This window comes from Aquipuribacter aurantiacus (genome assembly GCF_051216895.1).
Taxonomy (GTDB): Bacteria; Actinomycetota; Actinomycetes; order Actinomycetales; family JBBAYJ01; genus Aquipuribacter.
Window position 1 is genome coordinate 61,843 of sequence record NZ_JBPKAO010000009.1, and the last position, 19,240, is coordinate 81,082.

The following is a 19,240-nucleotide window of genomic DNA, read 5'->3' on the forward strand; positions in this document are numbered from 1 at the left end:
GCAGGTCACGCCGACGGCGTTGTCGTTCAAACGTACTCTCTCGCCGCCGCCGACAACCGCACTGCAGTCCGTCAGCCGTCAGGTGCACGTCGGTGACTCCGAGACCGTCGCAGAGAGCGGCACGGACCTGAGGGGCGGGATGGTGTCAGACCGTCGTGCTCCGGGCCTTCGTCGTCCCGGCGGCGCACGTCGAGCGGGGCCGCGCTGGGCCGTCAGGGCAGACCGCGACGACATCCCCTCGTCGGCGCCCCGGAGCGAGCACCATGGGTCGGTGGCCCAGGTGCTGGCGGGACTGCTGGTCGTGGCGGGCGTGCTGCTCGCCGGTCTCGCGCTGTCCGTGGCCAGGACCCGCGGCGCCCAGGCGGGGCGACCGCTGGCGCTGCTGCTCGTCGCCGCGGCCTGGTGGGGGCTGGCGGGTGCGGTGGAGCTGTCGGTGGCCGACCCGGACGCGCGGGTCGACTGGGGCGACCTCAAGTACGTCGGCATCGTGCTGGTGCCGCCGGCCTGGTTGGTGTTCGTTCTGCTGTTCACGGGCCGGCGGGCCTGGGTCACCCCGATGACGACGACCGTCCTCGCCGTCGAGCCGGCGCTGGTGCTGGCGGCCCTCGCCGTCCCCACCACCCACGACCTGTTCCGCTACCTCCCCGAGTCGCAGGTGGGGGAGCCGCTGCCGGTGGTGGCGGTCGGCCCGCTGTTCTGGGTGCACGCGGTCTACGCCTACGTCCTGGTGCTCGTCGCGACGGTGATGTTCGTCCGGGCGCTGCTACGGGCCAGCCGCGCCTACCGCGGGCTGTCCGTCGTCCTGGTGGTGGCGGCCGTGCTGCCCTGGACCGCCAACCTGCTCTTCAACCTGGGGGTCGGGCCCTTCGCCCTGGTGGACCTGACCCCGTTCCTGTTCGTCCTCAGCGGGGCGTTCCTGGTGCACGGGCTGCTGCACGGGCGGCTGATGACGCTGGCCGGGGTGGCGCGCGACGTCGTCGTGGACAGCATGGCCGACGGCGTGCTCGTGGTGGACGCCTTCGACCGCGTCGTCGAGGCCAACCCGGCCGCCCGGGCCCTGCTGGCGCCCGGACGCCCCCCGCTGGGCGTGCCGCTGCCGGAGCTGCTGCCGGGCTACCCGGCCGAGGAGGTGACGGTCGGCGAGGCGGCGGCCGCCCGGACCGTGGAGGTGCGGCGGCAGCCGCTGCCCGACCGGTCGGGCGCCGACGCCGGGCAGCTGGTCCTGCTGCGCGACGTGACGGCGCGCCGGGCCGCCGAGGACCAGGTGGCCGTCCTGCTGCGAGAGCGCACGAGGATCGCCCTGGCCCTGGAGACGGCCCTGCGGCCCGCGGCCCTGCCCGCGGTGCCGGGGCTGGTCACCGCGGCGCTCTACCGCCCCGCCGGCCGCGGCGAGGAGATCGGCGGCGACTTCTACGAGGTCTTCCCGCTCGGTGACGGTCGCTGGTGCGCCGTGCTGGGCGACGTGGCGGGCAAGGGCGCCCAGGCCGCGGCCGTGACGGCCCGGGTGCGCTTCACCGTCCGTGCGCTCGCCCCCGGGGCCGGGCGACCGCACCGGATCGTGCGCCAGGTCAACGCCGCCATGACCGCGGAGGGGGAGGACGACGAGGCCTTCTGCACGTTGGCCCTGGTCGTCCTGCGGCCCCACGCCGGTGGCGTGCACGCCGAGATCGCCCTGGCGGGGCACCACCAGCCGCTGCTGCGTCGCGCCGACGGGCGGGTGGAGACCGTGGGTGAGCCGGGTACCGCCCTGGGCCTGCTGCCGGACCCCGTGGTGGTGTCCACCGCGGTGGAGCTGGCCGCCGGGGACGCGCTCTGCCTGTTCACCGACGGACTCGTCGAGGCCCGGGACGCGTGCGGCGAGGAGCTGGGCGCGGACCGGGTCGCCGACGTCCTCGCCGCGGTGGACGTCGCGGCCCCCGCGGGCGCCGACACCGTGCTGGACCTGCTGGACAGCTCGGCCCGGTCGTGGCACGGCGGTGAGCTGACCGACGACGTGGCCGTGCTGCTGCTCAAGGCCGACCCGGGACGGGGGGCCCCGTCCTGACCAATTCGGTCGGACGCGGGAACAAACCCGCTGCGGCGCCGGTTGCCCCGCTTCGGCGAGGCAGTCCTCGACCCGACGGTCTCCCGAGGCCGCGCCCGGCACGCTCTTTCGACAGGACAGACGACGTGACTCCACCCGTCCGCAGCAGCACCGCCGCCCACCTGGGCCAGGACCGGCACGACCAGGAGCCCGGGCACGAGGCCCCGTCGGTCGGGGCCCGCGAGGTCCCGCCCATGGCCCGCACCGCGCTCGTGCTGGGCGCGTTCGTGGCCGTCGGCCCGCTCACCATCGACATGTACCTGCCGGCCCTGCCGACCATCGCCAACGAGCTGCAGACCACCGAGGCCGCCGTCCAGCTCACGCTCACCGGCACCCTGGTGGGCCTGGCCCTCGGGCAGCTCGTCATCGGCCCGCTGTCCGACGCGCTGGGCCGGCGCGGCCCGCTGCTGGCGGGGACGGCGCTGCACGTGCTGGCCTCGCTGCTGATCATGGTCGCGCCGACCATCGAGGTCCTCGGCGCGCTGCGGGTGCTGCAGGGCGTCGGGACCGCGGCCGGCGCCGTCGTCGCGCTCGCCGTCGTCCGTGACCTGTTCGACGGTCGCGCGGCGGCCACGATGCTGTCGCGGCTGTTCCTCGTCATGGGTGCGGCCCCGGTCCTGGCGCCGACCGTCGGCGGCGAGGTGCTGCGCTTCACGTCCTGGCGCGGCATCTTCGGCCTGCTCGCCGGCTACGGCGTCCTGCTGATCGTCCTCGGCTACGTGGCGCTGCGGGAGACCCTGCCGAAGGAGGCGCGGCGCCCGCTGCGCCTCGGCGCGACCATGAGCACCTACCGGGAGCTGCTGCGCGACCGCAGCTACGTCGGCCTGGTGCTGGTGGCCGGGCTCACGATGGCGGGGCTGTTCAGCTACGTCGCGGGGTCGACCTTCGTCTACCAGGGCGAGTTCGGTCTGGACGAGCAGCAGTTCGGGCTGCTGTTCGGGGCCGGGGCGTTCTGGCTGATCGCGGCGACCCAGCTCAACCCGCTCCTCCTGCGCCGGTACTCCCCGGCCCAGGTGCTGCTCACCGGCACCATCACCGGCACGGTCTCCGGCGCCGGTCTGCTGCTGCTCGCGCTCACCGGGGCGGGCGGGCTGATCGGTGTCGTCGTCCCGCTCTGGGCGGTCCTGTTCTCGACCGGGCTGGCGCTGCCCAACGCACCCGCGCTGGCGCTGTCCCGCCACGGCGAGGCGGCCGGCGCGGCGGCGGCGCTGCTCGGCGCGGTCCAGTTCGGCATCGGCGCCGTCGTGTCCCCGCTGGTCGGTGTGCTGGGCAACGACGCCGTCGCGATGGGGATCTCGATCCTCGGCGCGCTGGTGCTGGCCACCGTCGTGCTGGTGGTCGTGGTGCGGCCGTGGCAGCTGCCCGACCCCGAGGGGGCCGAGGCCGTCGCGGCGGCGCACTGACGCCGAGGAGGCGACCGTCGGGCTACTCCTCGGCGGAGGCGAAGGCCGACGGGGCGCCGCGCCCGACCCGGCGGGAGCGCTTGTCCTCGAGCATGGCCAGGTCCGCGCGGGTCCAGGTGTCCGCGAGGTCCTCGCCGAGGCGGCGGTGGGCGAGGCCCAGCGAGGCCGGTACGTCCGAGTGCTGCAGGTGCAGCCGCAACCGGTCGCCCAGGTGCAGCAGGTCGTTCAGCCCGACGTCCACGGCGAGGACGGTGAACTCGTCCCCGCCGGGGCGGGCGATCACGTCGTCCGGGCGGCAGCCGGCCACCAGGGCGTGGGCCGCCTGCTGCAGCCGGGTGTCCCCGACGGCATGACCGTGGGTGTCGTTGAGGTGCTTCAGGCCGTCCAGGTCGACGGCGATCACGCCGGAGCGCCCGCTGCGTCGGGTCGCGACCGCGAGGGCGTCGTCCCAGGCGCGGCGGTTGCCCAGCCCCGTCAGCGCGTCGGTCCACGAGTGGCGCGCGGCCTCGGTGAGGGCGTCGTCGTGCCGGTCCGCGGCCCGTCCGGCGTCGGCCACCACCGACAGCAGCCGCCCCAGGACGACCGCGTCCGACGCGGCGGCGGTGATCGTGGGGTCGTCGTGGACGTCGCTGACGCCGCTCAGGCACGCGAGCAGGTCGTCGCCGCCGTCCAGGCACGACCCGGCGACGGGGACCCCGACGTAGCCCCGTACGCCGGCCCGCGGCTCCGTCGTCGCCGTCAGGTACCTCGGCACCCGCGAGATGTCCGGCGCCGTCGTGGGTCCGCCGGCCGCCATGGCGAGCGCGAGCGAGCCCAGCCACGGCAGCGTCGCCCCGGTCGGGAACCGTCCCGACCACGGCCCGGCGGACGTCACGACCCGCTGGTGCCCGCCGTCGACCTCGGTGACCAGCCAGAGCGCGAGCGGGTGGACCTCGTGCAGGTGCGCCACGGCGATCCGGGCGGCCTGCTCCAGAGTCGTGCTCACACCCATGGCTCGCTCCCAGGATCACCCGACGTCATGACGTCACCGGGTCCGGGGCGACACGGGCCATCGCGTGGACCGTGCTCGCGAGCCTAGCGCGGCGGCTCGCCCGTGCCGGCGCATGACGCCTCACCCAGGGCGGGGTCGTCCGCGGCGATCCGGTCGCGGTGGTGACCCGTGGACCGTTGCCCTGTCCGGTTCGTCCTGTCTAGGGTCGTCCGCACCACCCCTCCAGCGTCGGAGCCCACCGTGAAGCGATCCCCCCGTCCGGTCGTCACCGTCCTGCTCGCCGCCGTGCCGCTCGTGGTCGGGACCGTCGTCCTGGCCCCCGCCGCCACGGGTGCGCCCCGGGAACGGGCCAAGGTGCCGGTGGCCGTCGGCACCGGCGGAGCGGTGTCCACGGTCGACGCCGAGGCCACCCGGGTCGGCATCGGCGTGCTCCGGGCCGGCGGCAACGCCGTCGACGCGGCGGTCGCGTCGGCGGCCGCGCTCGGCGTGACCGAGCCGTACTCCGCCGGTATCGGCGGGGGCGGGTTCTTCGTCTACTACGAGGCCGCCACCGGGGAGGTGCACACCATCGACGGTCGGGAGACCGCGCCCCAGGCGATGCGCCCGGACTCCTTCGTGGAGGACGGCGTGCCCGTCCCGTTCGGCGAGGCGGTGTCCTCCGGGCTGTCCGTCGGTGTCCCGGGCACGCCCGAGACGTGGGACGTCGCCCTGCAGCGGTGGGGCACCCTGGACCTGGGGCAGGCGCTGCGGCCGGCGTCCCGGCTGGCCCGCAGCGGCTTCTACGTCGACCAGACCTTCCGCGACCAGACCGCGGCCAACGCGTCCCGCTTCGACGACTTCACCTCCACCGCCGAGCTGTTCCTGCCCGGCGGCGCGCCGCACCCGGTCGGGTCCTGGTTCCGCAACCGCGACCTGGCCGACACCTACGACCTGATGGCCCGCGAGGGCGTCGACGTGCTCTACCGCGGCGAGGTCGCGCAGGACGTGGTCGCGACCGTGCAGGACCCGCCCGTCGCCCCGGGCGTGACACGCACCGTCCGCAGCGGGCTGATGGAGCTGTCCGACCTGGCGGACTACACCGCGCCGCTGCGCGAGCCGACCGTCGTCGGCTACCGCGGTCTCGACGTGTACGGCATGGCTCCGCCGTCCTCGGGCGGGTCCACCGTGGGCCAGGCGCTCAACATCATGGAGGCGCTGCCGGCGACCGCGTCGAGGACCCAGGTGGAGCACCACTACCTGGAGGCGTCCGCGCTGGCCTTCGCCGACCGCAACCGCTACGTCGGGGACAGCGACGTCGTCGACGTGCCCCTGGCCGAGCTGCTCTCCGAGGGGTTCGCCGCGGAGCGGGCCTGCCTGGTGCGGCCCGACGCGGCCCTGGTGAAGCCCGTCGCGCCGGGGGTCCCGGACGGGGACTACTCCGGCTGCGGCCAGCGCGGTGCGGTCGGTCTCGACCAGCCGACCGGGCAGTCCACGACGCACCTGACCACGGCCGACGCCGACGGCAACGTCGTGGCGTACACGCTGACCATCGAGCAGACCGGCGGCTCGGGGATCGTGGTGCCGGGACGCGGGTTCCTGCTCAACAACGAGCTGACCGACTTCAACTTCACCGACACCCAGGGCGGCGTCGACCCCAACCTGCCCGGCCCGGGCAAGCGGCCCCGCAGCTCGATGGCGCCGACCATCGTCCTGGCCGACGGCGAACCGCTGATGGCGCTGGGCTCGCCCGGGGGCGCGACCATCATCACCACGGTGCTGCAGACGGTCGTCAACCGGGTCGACCTGGGGATGTCGCTGCCGGACGCGCTGGCCGCGCCGCGCGCCTCCCAGCGCAACACCGCGAGCGTGCAGGCCGAGCCGGGCTTCGACCGCACGGCCCTGGCGGGGCTCGGGCACATATTCACCAGCACGGCCGAGATCGGGGCGGCCACGGGCATCGAGCTGCTGCCCGACGGCCGGTTCCAGGCGGTGGCCGAACCCGTCCGGCGCGGCGGCGGCAGCGCGATGGTGGTGCAGGCCCGGCCCTGAGTGCCCTCGGCGGTCCCGGCCCCCGGTCGGCACCCAGGTGGATGGGCCAGGGTGGGTGCATGACGCCGGACGCGCTGCTCGACGACCTCGACCCCGCCCCGCCCGAGCCCCCCGCCGCACCGCCGACGCTCGACGAGCTGGTGCAGCTACGGGCGGACTTCGCCCGCTTCATGCTGCAGTACCAGTTCGGCATCCGGGAGATGACGACCAAGATCGAGATCCTCCGCGAGGAGTTCCTGCACCTGCACGAGCACAACCCGATCGAGCACGTCAGCGCCCGGCTCAAGACCCCCGAGTCGATCATCGACAAGGTGGCGCGCAAGGGCTGCGACCCGTCGTTCGACGCGATCCGGGAGAGCATCACCGACATCGCCGGGATGCGGGTCACCTGTGCGTTCGTGTCCGACGTCTACCGGATGGCCGACATGCTCGCCCGGCAGGGCGACCTGACGGTGCTGACGGTCAAGGACTACGTGGCCCACCCCAAGCCCAACGGCTACCGCAGCCTGCACCTGCTGGTCCAGGTCCCGGTGTTCCTGTCGGACGCGACCATCCCCGTGACGGTCGAGCTGCAGCTGCGGACCATCGCGATGGACTTCTGGGCCAGCCTGGAGCACAAGATCCACTACAAGTACGACCGCGAGGTGCCGGCCGACGTGCTCGACGGGTTGCGCCGCTCCGCCGGGACGGCGGCCGAGCTGGACACGCTGATGGAGGACCTGCACCACCGGGTGCACGGCGACCGGCCGACCGGCCCCCGGCGCGGCGACCCGATCGTGCCCTCCGACGTCGCGCTGGAGCACCTGCGCCGGATCCGGGACGCCGACCGCTGGGCCGCAGGGACGACTCCGCGGGGCGAGGACACCTCCGGCGGTCCGACGCCGTATGGTTGACCCCGGTCGGGGTCGAGCACCCCGGTCGAGGGTCGGTCCGGTCCGCGTGACGCGGGTCCCGACCCAGAGCGTCGCGCCGATTGCCCGTGCGTCCGGCAGCGGTCACGACCGCCCAGGTCCTGCCTCACGGCCCGCGTCCGCGGGCCGGGGGCACGGTCGCTCGAGCACCGCCGCGCAGGACAGACGCGCGGCACGTGCCGGGGTGATGCGAGGAGGAGGAGTCAGTGGCTCGACGAAGCCAGCGCGGGTCCGGCGGCACCGCCACCCGCGACGCGCGAGGTGGACGGACCGAGTCCCAGGGGTTGATCCCCGCCCTGGCGCGCGCCGTGCGCGACGTCGAGACCCGGGTCCGCCGTGGACCGCTGACCTCCTCCGGGCGGACCACGTTCCAGGTCGTGGCGCTGCTGGTGCGCGACGAGCGGGCCCGGGCCAAGGCCGACGACACCCTGGGTGAGGCCCGACGCAACGAGCTGCTGAAGCGTCTGGACGGCGTGGCCACCGCGCTGGCCCGGACCGCCGCCCGCGACACCACGCTGCTGTCGCTGCTGGCCGACGACGCCGAGGTGACCTTCGAGGCCCGCGAGCTCAAGCGCGAGATGATGCTGGCCGCCGGGATGGAGGCCCCGCCCGAGGAGCGAGCCGCCCCGTCGGCGGCGCAGCCGGACCCCACCGCCGAGCGCCGGGTGGTGCCGCGGTCGGTCATCTCCCGCCAGCTGTCCAACCCGTTCCTCGTCCCGGACTTCTCGACCCCCGTGACGCGTGAGCCCCGCCCCAGCCACCTCAGCGACTGGGAGCTCCTCAGCCCGCTGTTCCGCGCGTTCGAGGAGGGTGGGGCGTCCTCGTGCATGGACCTGCCGGAGCCCACCTCGTTGCAGGCGCCGGGCGGCCACGTGCTGATGCGCCACCAGGCCCAGCTGGTGGCGGCCGCGGCGGCGGGGCACCGGACGTTCCTGCTCGCCGACGAGCCGGGCCTGGGCAAGACGGCCCAGGCCCTGCTGGCCGCGCAGGCGGCCAAGGCCTACCCGCTGCTGGTGGTCGTGCCCAACGTGGTCAAGACCAACTGGGCCCGCGAGACCGAGATGTGGACGCCGGGCCACCCGGTCACCGTGGTCCACGGCGACGGCGACACCGTGGACGGCTTCGCCGACGTCGTGGTGGTCAACTACGAGATCCTCGACCGGCACGTGGGGTGGCTCGGTGACCTGGGCTTCCGCGGCATGGTCGTCGACGAGGCGCACTTCATCAAGAACAAGTCGTCCCAGCGCTCCCGCCACGTGCTCCAGGTGGCCGACCGCATCCGCAGCCGCACCGTCAACCCGCTGATGATGGCCCTGACGGGCACCCCGCTGATCAACGACATCGAGGACTTCCGGGCCATCTGGCAGCTGCTCGGCTGGATCGACGACAAGAAGCCGCGGGCGGACCTGATGCACGCCCTGGTCGAGACCGGCCTGACCCCGGTCGACCCCGGCTTCCGGCCCGCCGCGCGGGCCAGCGTGATCGACCTCGGCATCGTCCGTCGCCGCAAGGTCGACGTCGCCGCCGACATCCCCGCCCGCCGCGTCGCCGACCTGCCGGTCGAGCTCGACGGCGAGGCCGGTCGCTCGATCCGGGCGGCCGAGCGCGAGCTGGCGCGGCGGATGGTGCAGCGCTACGACACCGCGCTCGCGACCCGCAGCTCGGGCCCGCTCGTGGGCGCGGGCGCGGACAGCAGCGACGTGGCCGACGGCATCGACCACGACCTCGTCCGCCTGGTGGCGCGCTGGGAGCGGGACGAGGCCGCCAAGGCCGAGTCCGGCGAGAACGTGTTCAGCATGATGCGCCGCATCGGCCAGGCCAAGGCCGGGCTGGCCGCGGACTACACGGCCCAGCTGGCCCACAGCGTCGGCAAGGTCGTCTTCTTCGCCAAGCACGTCGACGTCATGGACATCGCCGAGCAGACCTTCGCCCAGCGCGGCATCCGCTACACCTCGATCCGGGGCGACCAGACCCGGACGGTGCGCCAGCGCAACGTCGACGCGTTCGTCTCCGACCCGGAGGTCGCCGTGGCCGTGTGCTCGCTGACCGCGGCGGGCGTCGGGCTCAACCTGCAGGTGGCCTCCGACGTCGTGCTGGCCGAGCTGTCCTGGACCGACGCCGAGCAGACCCAGGCCATCGACCGGGTGCACCGGATCGGCCAGGACCGTCCGGTGACCGCCTGGCGCGTCATCGCCGCACAGACGGTGGACGCGCGTATCGCCACGCTGATCGACGGCAAGGCCGGGCTCGCCGCACGCGCCCTGGACGGGTCGGACGAGGCGGTGTCGTCCTCGGCCGACGTGCAGCTGGACGCGCTCGCGCTGCTGCTCAGCGACGCCCTGCGGGCCCGCTGAGGGGTTCGGGGAGCGGCCGCGAGGGGTGGGCGGGGTCGCGTTCCGTCCGGTCGTCCGGGTGCGCCTCGCGCGCCCGGGGCAGCCGGACGTCGGCGGCGACGTGGCGACCTCTCCCGGAGACGTCGGACACGTCGGACGCCGCGAGCAGGCCGGCGGGCAGCACGAGGACGGGGCAGCGTGCGCCGGCGACCACGACGGGGACGGTCCCGGCGCCCTCGCCGTCGAGCATGCGTCGCAGCCCGCCGCCGAGGAGGATCCGTGAGGCGTCCTCGGCCGCCTGGAGCACCAGCCGCGCCGGGTCGCCGTAGCCGGTCACCGTCTCCACGGCGAGCCGGCTGCCCAGCCGTGCCCCCACCGGGGGCAGGCGTCGGGTGAGGTCGCGCAGCGCGGCGACGGCGCCGCGGGGGTCGTCGGCGGCGCGGACGCACCGCAGACCGCAGCCGTGCCGGCGGGCGGTCTCCGTCGCGGTCCTCAGCAGCTCGTCGTCCGCCCCCGGCGGGAGCCCGACGACCACCGGTCCGCGACGGGACCCGGTCCCTGCGGTGGTGTGGCGCGGGACCAGCAGCGTCGGGACCTCGCCGGCGCGCACCAGGGCGGCCAGCGGGTCCGCACGGCGGCGGTCACCGGAGAACGAGCTGCGCGGCTCCAGCACGAGCAGCGAGGTGCCCGACAGCACCGCCCCCACCGACTCGGCCCGGGACCCGTCCAGCACGGTCGCGGACACCTCCAGCCGGGGCCAGCGGGCGACCAGGGCCCGACGGGCCGCGCCGACCTGCATGCTGCAGCGCCGCAGCGACAGCTCCCGGAGCCGGCCGTCGTCCCCGCGCATGTCGCTGCGCCGGCGGCCGCGGGCGCCGCGGGGCAGACCGCGGAAGACGCCCAGGACCGCCAGCTCGGCGTCGGCGGCGAGCGCTTCCTGGGCGGCGACGTCGAGGACCAGGCGGCCCTGCTGGTCACCGACGTGGACGACCACGACCTTGCCGGTCACCGGGCACCCCCCTGGTCGGTCGTGCCGGCGCGCGGCAGCAGGGGCAGGGGGGCAGGTCGGGTCATCGGGGCCTCCGGGGTGGCCCTCGGACGGGACCACTCCCAGGGTCCGGCAGACCTGCCCGGACCACGTCACCCGCCGAGGGTGACGTGAGGGGGCCGACCTAGGGTGAGCCGACCGGTCCGTCGACCCCAGGAGCCCGAGATGCCCACCCCGCACCCCGCTCCGGCCGGACCAGGCGAGGGTGGCGCGGGTCGGTCCGGGGCCGCCCGCACGGTCGGGCGGCTCGCGCTCGGGGCGGCCCTCCTGCTCGCGGGGGTGAGCCACCTGACGGGTGCCCGTGAGGAGTTCCAGGCCCAGGTCCCGCCGTGGCTGCCGGTGGACCCGGACGTCGTGGTGCTGGTCTCCGGCGTCGTCGAGATCGCCCTCGGGGTCTCGCTGGTCCTGGTGGGGCGTCGACGCCGGGCTCTGCTGGGCTGGGTCGTGGCGGGCTTCTTCGTGGTCGTCCTCCCCGGCAACGTGTCCCAGCTCGTCACCCGGACCGACGCGTTCGGCCTGGACTCCGACGCCGCCCGGGCCGTGCGGCTGCTGTTCCAACCCGGGCTGGTCGCCTGGGCGCTGTGGTCGACCGGTGCCTGGCAGCAGTGGCGGCAGCCGCGGTCGAGGGGCGACATCGGTCATCCCGGACAACTCGGGCGGCGCAGCCCGTAGTCGTCGGACCCTGGTCATCTTTTGCTTGACCCTTGGCAAAAGGGGTCCTAGGTTCAGCGTCATGGTCAGAGTTGTCCGTGGTGAGGCGCGTTGTCGGCTCACCACGGAGCAGCTTCCGGCCGTCACCTCCCGGTCGGTCACGACCGGCGCCCCGCGGCGCAGACGCCGCCGGGACGCCCGTCGACGCCGCCCCCTCGCGTCGGTCCCACCGGGCTCCTGCCGCCGGTCGACCGACGTCGCCTCCTGGTCCCGACCGCCCCACCGCACCTGAGCCCAGGAGGGCACGCACCACGGACCACCAGCTCGGAGAAGAACCCCGTCACCGAGGGGCCTGCCGTTGGCGCGGCAGGTCGATGACGGGGCCCCCAGGCACCACGCCCTGACGAGAGGTAGTACCACCCATGAACGCTAGACGCAGGAAGCTCGCCCTGCTCGGACTGGCGGCGACGCTCGTCGTCGCCGGTCCGTTGCCGGGCGCAGCCGCCCAGGACGACACGTCCCAGGTGAGCGCGGAGGACGCGCTCGACTGGGACAACTACGAGAAGGTCACCCTCACCAAGGAGGTCGGCGAGCCCATCGACATGGCCGTGATGCCCGACCTCACGGTCCTGCACACGGCCCGCAACGGCGCGATCCGTCACACCGACCCGGCCACGGGCGTCACGAAGGTCGTCAACACGCTCGACGTGTACGCCAACTCCGAGGACGGCATGCAGACCGTCACGCTCGACCCGGAGTTCGAGACCAACCAGTGGGTCTACCTCTTCTACGCCCCCCGGGTGATGGACGCGCCCTACCCGCAGACCACCCCCACGGGCTCGGCCCCCAACATGCTCCCCGCGGGCGAGGACGACTCCTACTGGGACCGCTGGAAGGGCTACAACCAGCTCACCCGCGTCAAGTGGGACGCCGAGGCGGGCAACCTCGACATGTCGACCGAGCAGGTCATCATCAAGGTCGAGGTCCAGCGCGGGCAGTGCTGCCACGTCGCCGGTGACGTGGCCTTCGACGCCGACGGCCTGCTCTACCTGTCCACGGGTGACAACACCCCGGCCGGCGCGCCCGGCGCCAACGGGTACGCGCCCAACAACGACGCCCCCCGGATGAACCCCGGCTTCGACGCGCGTCGCGGGCCGGGCAACACCAACGACCTGCGCGGCAAGATCCTGCGCATCGACGTCCAGGAGGACGGGTCGTACACGGTCCCCGAGGGCAACCTCTTCGAGCCCGGGACCGACCTGACCCGGCCCGAGATCTTCGCGATGGGCCTGCGCAACGCGTTCCGGATGGACGTGGACAAGGAGACGGGCGCGGTCGTGTGGGGCGAGTACGGCCCCGACGCGGGTACGGCGAACGCCCAGCGCGGCCCCATGGGCTACGTCGAGTGGCAGAGCACCACGGAGCCGCTCAACGGTGGCTGGCCGTTCTGCCACGGCCCCAACGCCAACTACAACGAGTGGGACTTCGAGACCGCCACGCCCGGGGAGTTCTTCGACTGCGACGCCGGTGCGGAGAACAACTCCCGCTGGAACACCGGTCTGACCGTGCTGCCGCCGGCCACGGCTCCCCAGCTCTGGTACGGCGACAACACGAACGACCAGCCCTGGCCCGAGCTCACGGACTTCGGCCCCGGCGGCCAGGGCCCGATGGGTGGCCCGGTCTACCGCTTCGACGACACCGTCACGTCGGCCGGGCAGTTCCCGGAGCACTGGGACGGCACGGCGTTCCTCTACGAGTTCAGCCAGGACTACATCGCCGCGCTGACCATCCCGGACTTCGACGGCCCGGTCACGGACATCACGCACTTCCTGCCCAACGCGGAGCTGCGCAGCAACGTGCAGCCGATCACCGACAGCCCGATCGACATCGAGTTCGGGCCCGACGGGTCGATGTACATCCTCGACTACGGCAACGGCTTCTTCCGGCAGAACCCCGAGGCCGGTCTGTACCGGGTCGACTGGGCGCCGGGCAACAAGTCGCCCAACGCCGTCATCGCGGCCGACCCCATCAGCTCCTCCGAGGCGCCGCTGACCGTCACCTTCGACGGCGCGGGGTCCACGGACCCCGAGGGCCAGGCCCTGACCTACGAGTGGGACTTCGACGGTGACGGGGTGTACGACGCCACGGGGGTCTCGGCCACCCACACGTTCACCGAGCTGGGCCAGTACCAGGTCCGGCTCCGCGTCACCGACCCCGAGGGCAAGATCGGGATCACCGCCTTCGCCATCACGGTGGGCAACGTCGCGCCCACCCTCACCGTGGACTACCCGGCCGACGGCTCGTTCTTCGCCTGGGGCGACCGGATCCCCTACAAGTTCTCGGTCTCCGACCCCGAGGACGGCGACACCCCGGTCTGCTCGCGGCTGCGCTGGACCCTGGGTCTGGGTCACGCCGACCACGCTCACCCCGAGGTCCTCGGCTCCGGCTGCCAGGGCGCCTGGAACACCTCGCCCGACGCCCCCGAGCACGGCGAGACCGAGAAGCTGTTCTCGGTGATCGTCGCCAGCTACACCGACGCCGGCAACGGCGACATCCCGCCCGCCCGTGGGGAGGTGTCGCTCATCCTCAAGCCGTTCACGCAGGAGGCCGAGCACGCCGACATCCAGTCCGGTGTCGAGGTCGTCGCCGACGAGACCGCCGGCGCGCTGTCGAAGATCACCGGCTTCGACGCGGGTGACCACATCGGCTACGAGCCGGTGAACTTCTTCGGCATCGACGCGGTCGAGGTCCGGGCCAGCGGCGAGGGCGAGCTCGCCTTCCGCTGGGACGCCCTGGACGCCGAGCCGTTCGCCACCTTCGACGTGGACTCCGAGTCGTGGGCCACGGTCGGTGGCGACGTCACCGCGTTCCCCGAGGGCACCGGCACGATCTACGTCACCAGCACCGGTGGCGTCGACGTCGACACCTTCGAGTTCATCGGCGACGGCGCCGCGGACGTCACGGCGCCCACGGTCAGCCTGACCACCACGCCCGCGGCGCCGCAGGGCGCCAACGGCTGGTTCACCACCAAGCCGGTCGCGGTGCGTCTGGCCGCGACGGACGACGGGGCCCTGGCCCGCGTCGAGTACTCCGTCAACAACGGCACGACGTGGACCAACGTCCGCGCCAACAACGGCAACATCAACCCGTTCAACATCACGGCCGAGGGCGTCACCACGGTCCTGTACCGGGCGATCGACACCGCCGGGAACATCTCCGAGGTCGGCAGCACGACGATCTCGATCGACACGGTCGACCCGGTCCTCACCGTCTCCGGTGTGACCGCGGGTCAGACCTACGGCAGCTCGGACAGCATCACGCTGGACGTCGAGGCCACGGACGCCACGTCCGGGATCGCCTCGGTCGTGACCCGGGTCGACGGCGACGTCGTCGACGGCGACACCATCGACCTGTGGGACCTGTCCCTGGGGCGTCACCAGGTCGTCGTCACCGCCACCGACGAGGCCGGCCGCAGCGAGACCTTCGCCGCGACCATCCTCGTCGAGACGTCGTACGCCGACGTCGCGGCCAACCTGGCGCGGCTCGCCGCCTCCGGTGAGGTGTCGAAGCGGGACCTAGCCCAGCTGAGGGCCTTCCTCGGCCAGGCCGAGCGTCACGAGGCCGCCGGCCGCGACACCCGCGCGGTGGAGCAGCTGGAGCGCTTCCTCGACCGGACGGACCACGAGCTGCTCGTCCGCGACGTCTCCGAGCTGGTCCGCACCCTCGAGTGCGAGTCGCGCTGCCTGTCGCCCGACCAGATCTCGATCCAGATGTTCAGCTACAACAGCTGGGTCCGTGAGGTCGGCATCGAGACGGTCCTCGGTGAGCTCGAGGACATCGGGTTCCAGAACGTGGAGCCCTTCGGCGGGACCTACGGCGGTCGTGACGCGCAGACCTGGTCCGCGCTGCTCGACTCCTACGGCCTGCAGCAGCCCAGCTCGCACGGCAACGTGTCGCCGACCGGGTTCGCGGCGAACCTGGCCTTCGCCAAGGAGGTGGGCCAGCAGTACGTCGGCTCGGGCGGGTTCCCGCCGCCCAGCATCGCTCGCGACGGGAGCAGCACCTACGCCGACGTCGTCGCGACGGCGCAGGCCATGAACACCCTCGGTGAGCAGTCCGTGGCCAACGGCACCGGCAAGATCTTCGGCCACAACCACGAGTGGGAGTTCACCACCCAGGTCACGAACCCGGAGACGGGCGAGACGACCTCGGCGTGGGAGGCGCTCGTGCCGCTCACGGACCCCGAGCTCGTCACGTTCCAGCTGGACATCCTCTGGGCCGAGGACGCGGGGGTCGACACGGCGGAGCTGATCGAGACCTACTCCGACCGCATCGAGCTGCTGCACATCAAGGACGGCACGCTCAACGGGGACGCTCGCGCGACCCCGACCGACGTCGGGGAGGGCGAGATCGACTGGGCGCCCATCCTCGCCGCGGCCGAGGGTCACGTGTCCTACTACGTCATCGAGCGGGACGGGGCTCCCGCGAGCCCCGAGTTCGCCCGGGACAGCTTCGAGTTCCTCACCAGCCTCTCGTTCTGAGCAGCTGATCCACCCCGCCGAGGCGGGTACGACCGGGTCGTCGGCATCCCTGCCGGCGGCCCGGTCGTCCGTTCGCGGGGCGCTCCGGAGGTCGACGAGGGTCCCGCCCCCCGGGGGGTGGTCCGTCGGCGTCGCCGCGATGCCTTACCGTTGGACCACCATCCAGAGCGGCCGAGAGACCTGGCTCGTCGACGCCGCAGCAACCGCGACCCCCGTGAGGGGAGTCGAAGGTGCTTCCGCCAGGACCGATGGAGGAATCCGTGGAACCGCACCGCTCGCACCACCGGACCTGCGCCTGCTCGGGCGAGGTCCTGACGCGCCGCCTGGTCGTCGACCTGTGCCGCGCCACCACCACCCGCTGCCGGGACTGACCCGACGGGCGTGACCCGCCCGTCCCGGTCGCAGCGACGACACCGGGCTCCCGGTAGCGCCCGCAGCGACGCACCACCCCACCCACCCCGCCACCGTCGGCGCGCCCGGGTCACCCCCGGGACGTGCTCCACGGTCGCGCTCGTCCGCGCCCCCGCCCACCCCGCGAGGACGTCACCGGAGGTCCACATGATCGTCTGCCGCGCCCTGCGCAAGGAGTTCCCGACCCGTCAGGGCACCGTCGTCGCGCTCGACGACGTCGACATCACGTTCGCCCGGGGCAGCGTCACGGGCGTGGTCGGGCCGAGCGGGTCCGGCAAGAGCACGCTCGTGCGCTGCCTCACCGCGCTGGAGCGGCCGACCTCGGGATCGGTCGTGGTCGACGGCGAGGACCTGTCCGCCCTCGACGACCGCCGTCTGCGCGAGGCGCGTCGTCGGGTCGGCATGGTGTTCCAGCACGCGAACCTGCTGGCCAACCGCACCGCCGCGGACAACGTGGCGCTGCCGCTGGAGGTGGCGGGGGTGCCGCGGGCCCGTCGCCGGGAGCGCTCGCGGGAGCTGCTGGGCCTGGTCGGGCTGGCCGGCCGCGAGGACGCCTACCCTGCCCAGCTGTCCGGCGGGCAGAAGCAGCGCGTCGGGATCGCCCGCGCGCTGGCCAACGACCCGTCCGTCCTGCTGTGCGACGAGCCGACGTCGGCGCTGGACCCGACGACCACCCGTGAGGTGCTGGGCGTCATCACCGACGTCGGGCAGCGGCTCGGGCTGACCGTCGTGGTCGTCACCCACGAGATGTCCGTGCTGCGGGAGGTCTGCGACTCCGTGGTGGTGCTCGCCGACGGCCGCGTGGTCGAGCAGGGCCGTCTGGACGAGCTGGTGCGCCTGGAGGGCTCGTCGCTGGCCGCGGAGCTCGTCCCCCTGCCCACGCCGGGGACGGGCAGCGGGCCCTGGGTCGACGTCGTCACCGTGGGCGAGCAGGCCGCCGCCACCGTGGTCTCCCGGTTGTCACGACGTCTCGAGGCCGACCTCGCCCTGGTGGCCGGCGGTGCGCAGACCATCGGGGGTACGCACCTGTCCCGGGTCCGGCTCGCCCCCGGGACGCTGGACGCCCACGACATCGTCACGGCCGCGCGCGAGCTCGGCTCCCGGGCAGAGGTCGTCGCGTGAACGAGCTGCTGGAGTCCCTGGCCCGCCCCGTCATCACCCAGGGCCTGACCGAGGCCACCCTGCAGACGCTGTGGATGGTGGGCCTGTCCGGGCTGGTCAGCGTGCTGCTGGGGCTGCCCCTGGGGGTCCTGCTGCACGCGAGCAGCCCCGGGGGGCTGCGCCCGATGCCCCGCACCAACCGCGTCGTCGGCGCCGTCGTCAACGTCACCCGCTCGCTGCCGTTCATCATCCTCATGGTCGCGCTCATCCCCGTGACCCGGCTGATCACCGGCACCAGCGTCGGGTCGACCGCGGCAGCCGTGCCGCTGGCGATCGGGGCGATCCCGTTCTTCGCCCGCCTGGTCGAGGCCGCCCTGCGAGACGTCGACCCCGGCACCGTCGAGGCGGCCGAGGTCATCGGCTCCACCCGGCGGCAGGTCGTCACCAAGGTGCTCCTGCCCGAGGCCACGCCCGGCCTCGTCGCGGCCACGACGACCACCCTCATCACGCTGGTCGCGTACTCCGCCATGGCCGGCGCCGTGGGTGGCGGGGGACTGGGGTTCCTGGCCATCAGCTACGGCTACCGCCGCTTCGACACCGTCGTGATGGTGCTCACCGTCGTCGTCCTCGTCGTCATGGTCCAGCTGCTGCAGGCCCTCGGCGACCACCTCGCCCGCCGTCTCGACCACCGCTGAGACGCGGCACCCACCAGACCGCACCACCCACCCGACCGCACCACCCCAGCCAGGCGCCGGCGACCGTCGACGCCACCACCACAGGAGGACCACCATGCGCACCACCCGACCGTCCCTGACCGCCGCCACCCGCCTGGGCGCCCTCGCCGCCGTGTCCGTCCTGGCGCTGGCCGCCTGCGGCTCGGACGACGGGGCGGACGCCGAGGCGACCGGCGCCGCGGCCGACGGCCCGCTGCGGGTCGCGGCCACCGCCGTCCCCCACGCGGACCTGCTCAGCTTCGTCGACACCGAGCTGGCCGCCGACGCCGGCCTCGACCTGGAGATCGTCGAGTTCGACGACTACGCCATCGGCAACCGGTGGCTGTCCGAGGACGAGGTCGACGCCAACTACTTCCAGCACCAGCCGTACCTGGACGCGCAGGAGGCGGACTTCGGCTACGAGCTGACCGCCTTCGACGGGGTCCACGTCGAGCCCTACGCCGCGTTCTCCGAGTCCGTCACCGACGTGGCCGACCTGCCCGACGGGGCCCTGGTCGGCATCACCGACGACGGCTCCAACCAGGCCCGCGCGCTGGACCTGCTGGCCGAGGCCGACCTCATCGAGCTGCCGGACGTCGAGGGCGACATCACCGTCTTCGACATCGAGGAGAACCCCAAGGACCTGCAGTTCGTCGAGACCGACCCCGCGCAGCTGCCCCGCTCGCTGGCCGACTTCGACCTCGCGATCCTCAACGGGAACTACTTCCTCGAGGCCGGCCTGAGCGTGCAGGACGCGCTGCTGGTGGAGGACGCCGCGGAGAGCCCGTACGCGAACTTCCTCACCAGCCGTGACGACAACGCCGACGACGAGCGGATCGTGCTGCTCGACGAGCTGCTCCGCTCCGACGAGGTCCGGGCCTACATCGAGGAGACCTGGTCCCAGGGCGACGTCCTGCCGGCCTTCTGAGCCGACCGGTCCGCGGTTCGCGTACCGACCAGCGACATGGGAGGCCGCGGGGGCCGGGTCGCGCCGTCGGACGCGCGTGCCGTGTCGCTGGTCGGTCC

12 protein-coding genes and 1 riboswitch are annotated in these 19,240 nt (G+C 73.7%); of the genes, 10 read left to right on the forward strand and 2 right to left on the reverse strand.

Going from position 1 to position 19,240, the window contains the following annotated elements; genetic code table 11:
• Positions 1–271 precede the first annotated feature (271 nt).
• Positions 272–2,044: a histidine kinase N-terminal 7TM domain-containing protein gene (locus ACR80Q_RS12950; protein ID WP_435378040.1), complete on the forward strand. Its 1,773-nt coding sequence runs from the start codon at positions 272–274 to the stop codon at positions 2,042–2,044.
• 125 nt (positions 2,045–2,169) lie between these two features.
• The gene (locus tag ACR80Q_RS12955) at positions 2,170–3,486 is read left to right on the forward strand and encodes a multidrug effflux MFS transporter (protein WP_435378041.1); all 1,317 of its coding nucleotides are present in this window, start codon (positions 2,170–2,172) and stop codon (positions 3,484–3,486) included.
• Between the two features lie 22 nt (positions 3,487–3,508).
• Here ACR80Q_RS12955 and ACR80Q_RS12960 read toward each other — a convergent pair whose 3' ends face one another.
• Positions 3,509–4,471: a GGDEF domain-containing protein gene (locus ACR80Q_RS12960; protein WP_435378042.1), complete on the reverse strand. Its 963-nt coding sequence runs from the start codon at positions 4,469–4,471 to the stop codon at positions 3,509–3,511.
• Positions 4,472–4,717: 246 nt separating this feature from the next.
• Between ACR80Q_RS12960 and ggt the strand changes: the two genes are divergently transcribed.
• The 3 genes from ggt (at position 4,718) to ACR80Q_RS12975 (ending at position 9,770) form a co-directional block, all read left to right on the forward strand.
• On the forward strand, positions 4,718–6,505 hold the full coding sequence (gene ggt / locus ACR80Q_RS12965; protein WP_435378043.1) for a gamma-glutamyltransferase: 1,788 nt from the start codon (positions 4,718–4,720) through the stop codon (positions 6,503–6,505).
• Between the two features lie 59 nt (positions 6,506–6,564).
• Positions 6,565–7,398 carry a GTP pyrophosphokinase gene (locus tag ACR80Q_RS12970; protein WP_435378044.1) on the forward strand — a complete coding sequence of 278 codons (834 nt, stop codon included), beginning with the start codon at positions 6,565–6,567 and terminating at the stop codon, positions 7,396–7,398.
• Positions 7,399–7,622: 224 nt separating this feature from the next.
• Complete coding sequence (locus tag ACR80Q_RS12975) at positions 7,623–9,770, forward strand: DEAD/DEAH box helicase (protein ID WP_435378045.1); 2,148 nt, start codon at positions 7,623–7,625, stop codon at positions 9,768–9,770.
• On the opposite strand, the gene ACR80Q_RS12980 is transcribed toward ACR80Q_RS12975, so the two are convergent.
• On the reverse strand, positions 9,745–10,758 hold the full coding sequence (locus ACR80Q_RS12980) for a putative universal stress family protein (protein ID WP_435378046.1): 1,014 nt from the start codon (positions 10,756–10,758) through the stop codon (positions 9,745–9,747). The genes ACR80Q_RS12975 and ACR80Q_RS12980 overlap by 26 nt on opposite strands.
• Positions 10,759–10,962: 204 nt before the next feature.
• On the opposite strand from ACR80Q_RS12980, the gene ACR80Q_RS12985 reads away from it, so the two are divergent.
• From ACR80Q_RS12985 to ACR80Q_RS13005, 5 genes are all read left to right on the forward strand, one after another.
• Entirely contained in the window at positions 10,963–11,469 is a 507-nt protein-coding gene (locus tag ACR80Q_RS12985) for a DoxX family protein (RefSeq protein ID WP_435378047.1), read from the forward strand.
• Between the two features lie 401 nt (positions 11,470–11,870).
• Positions 11,871–15,989 (forward strand): PQQ-dependent sugar dehydrogenase, encoded by a 4,119-nt coding sequence (locus ACR80Q_RS12990; protein WP_435378048.1) that lies wholly within the window; start codon positions 11,871–11,873, stop codon positions 15,987–15,989.
• A 155-nt stretch (positions 15,990–16,144) separates the two neighbouring features.
• A riboswitch (SAM riboswitch) is annotated at positions 16,145–16,244 on the forward strand.
• Positions 16,245–16,547: 303 nt separating this feature from the next.
• Positions 16,548–17,522, forward strand: coding sequence for a methionine ABC transporter ATP-binding protein (locus tag ACR80Q_RS12995; protein ID WP_435378049.1), 975 nt, complete (start codon positions 16,548–16,550; stop codon positions 17,520–17,522).
• Positions 17,519–18,196 carry a methionine ABC transporter permease gene (locus tag ACR80Q_RS13000; RefSeq protein ID WP_435378050.1) on the forward strand — a complete coding sequence of 226 codons (678 nt, stop codon included), beginning with the start codon at positions 17,519–17,521 and terminating at the stop codon, positions 18,194–18,196. Before ACR80Q_RS12995 ends, ACR80Q_RS13000 begins: the two co-directional genes overlap by 4 nt.
• A gap of 94 nt (positions 18,197–18,290) precedes the next feature.
• Positions 18,291–19,142 (forward strand): MetQ/NlpA family ABC transporter substrate-binding protein, encoded by an 852-nt coding sequence (locus ACR80Q_RS13005; RefSeq protein ID WP_435378051.1) that lies wholly within the window; start codon positions 18,291–18,293, stop codon positions 19,140–19,142.
• Positions 19,143–19,240 lie beyond the last annotated feature (98 nt).

Coding starts and splice junctions, on each gene's coding strand:
- ACR80Q_RS12970 (WP_435378044.1), top strand. CDS start 6,565: ATGACGCCGGACGCGCTGCTCGACGACCTCGACCCCGCCCCGCCCGAG.
- ACR80Q_RS12985 (WP_435378047.1), top strand. CDS start 10,963: ATGCCCACCCCGCACCCCGCTCCGGCCGGACCAGGCGAGGGTGGCGCG.
- ACR80Q_RS12990 (WP_435378048.1), top strand. CDS start 11,871: ATGAACGCTAGACGCAGGAAGCTCGCCCTGCTCGGACTGGCGGCGACG.
- ACR80Q_RS12995 (WP_435378049.1), top strand. CDS start 16,548: ATGATCGTCTGCCGCGCCCTGCGCAAGGAGTTCCCGACCCGTCAGGGC.
- ACR80Q_RS13005 (WP_435378051.1), top strand. CDS start 18,291: ATGCGCACCACCCGACCGTCCCTGACCGCCGCCACCCGCCTGGGCGCC.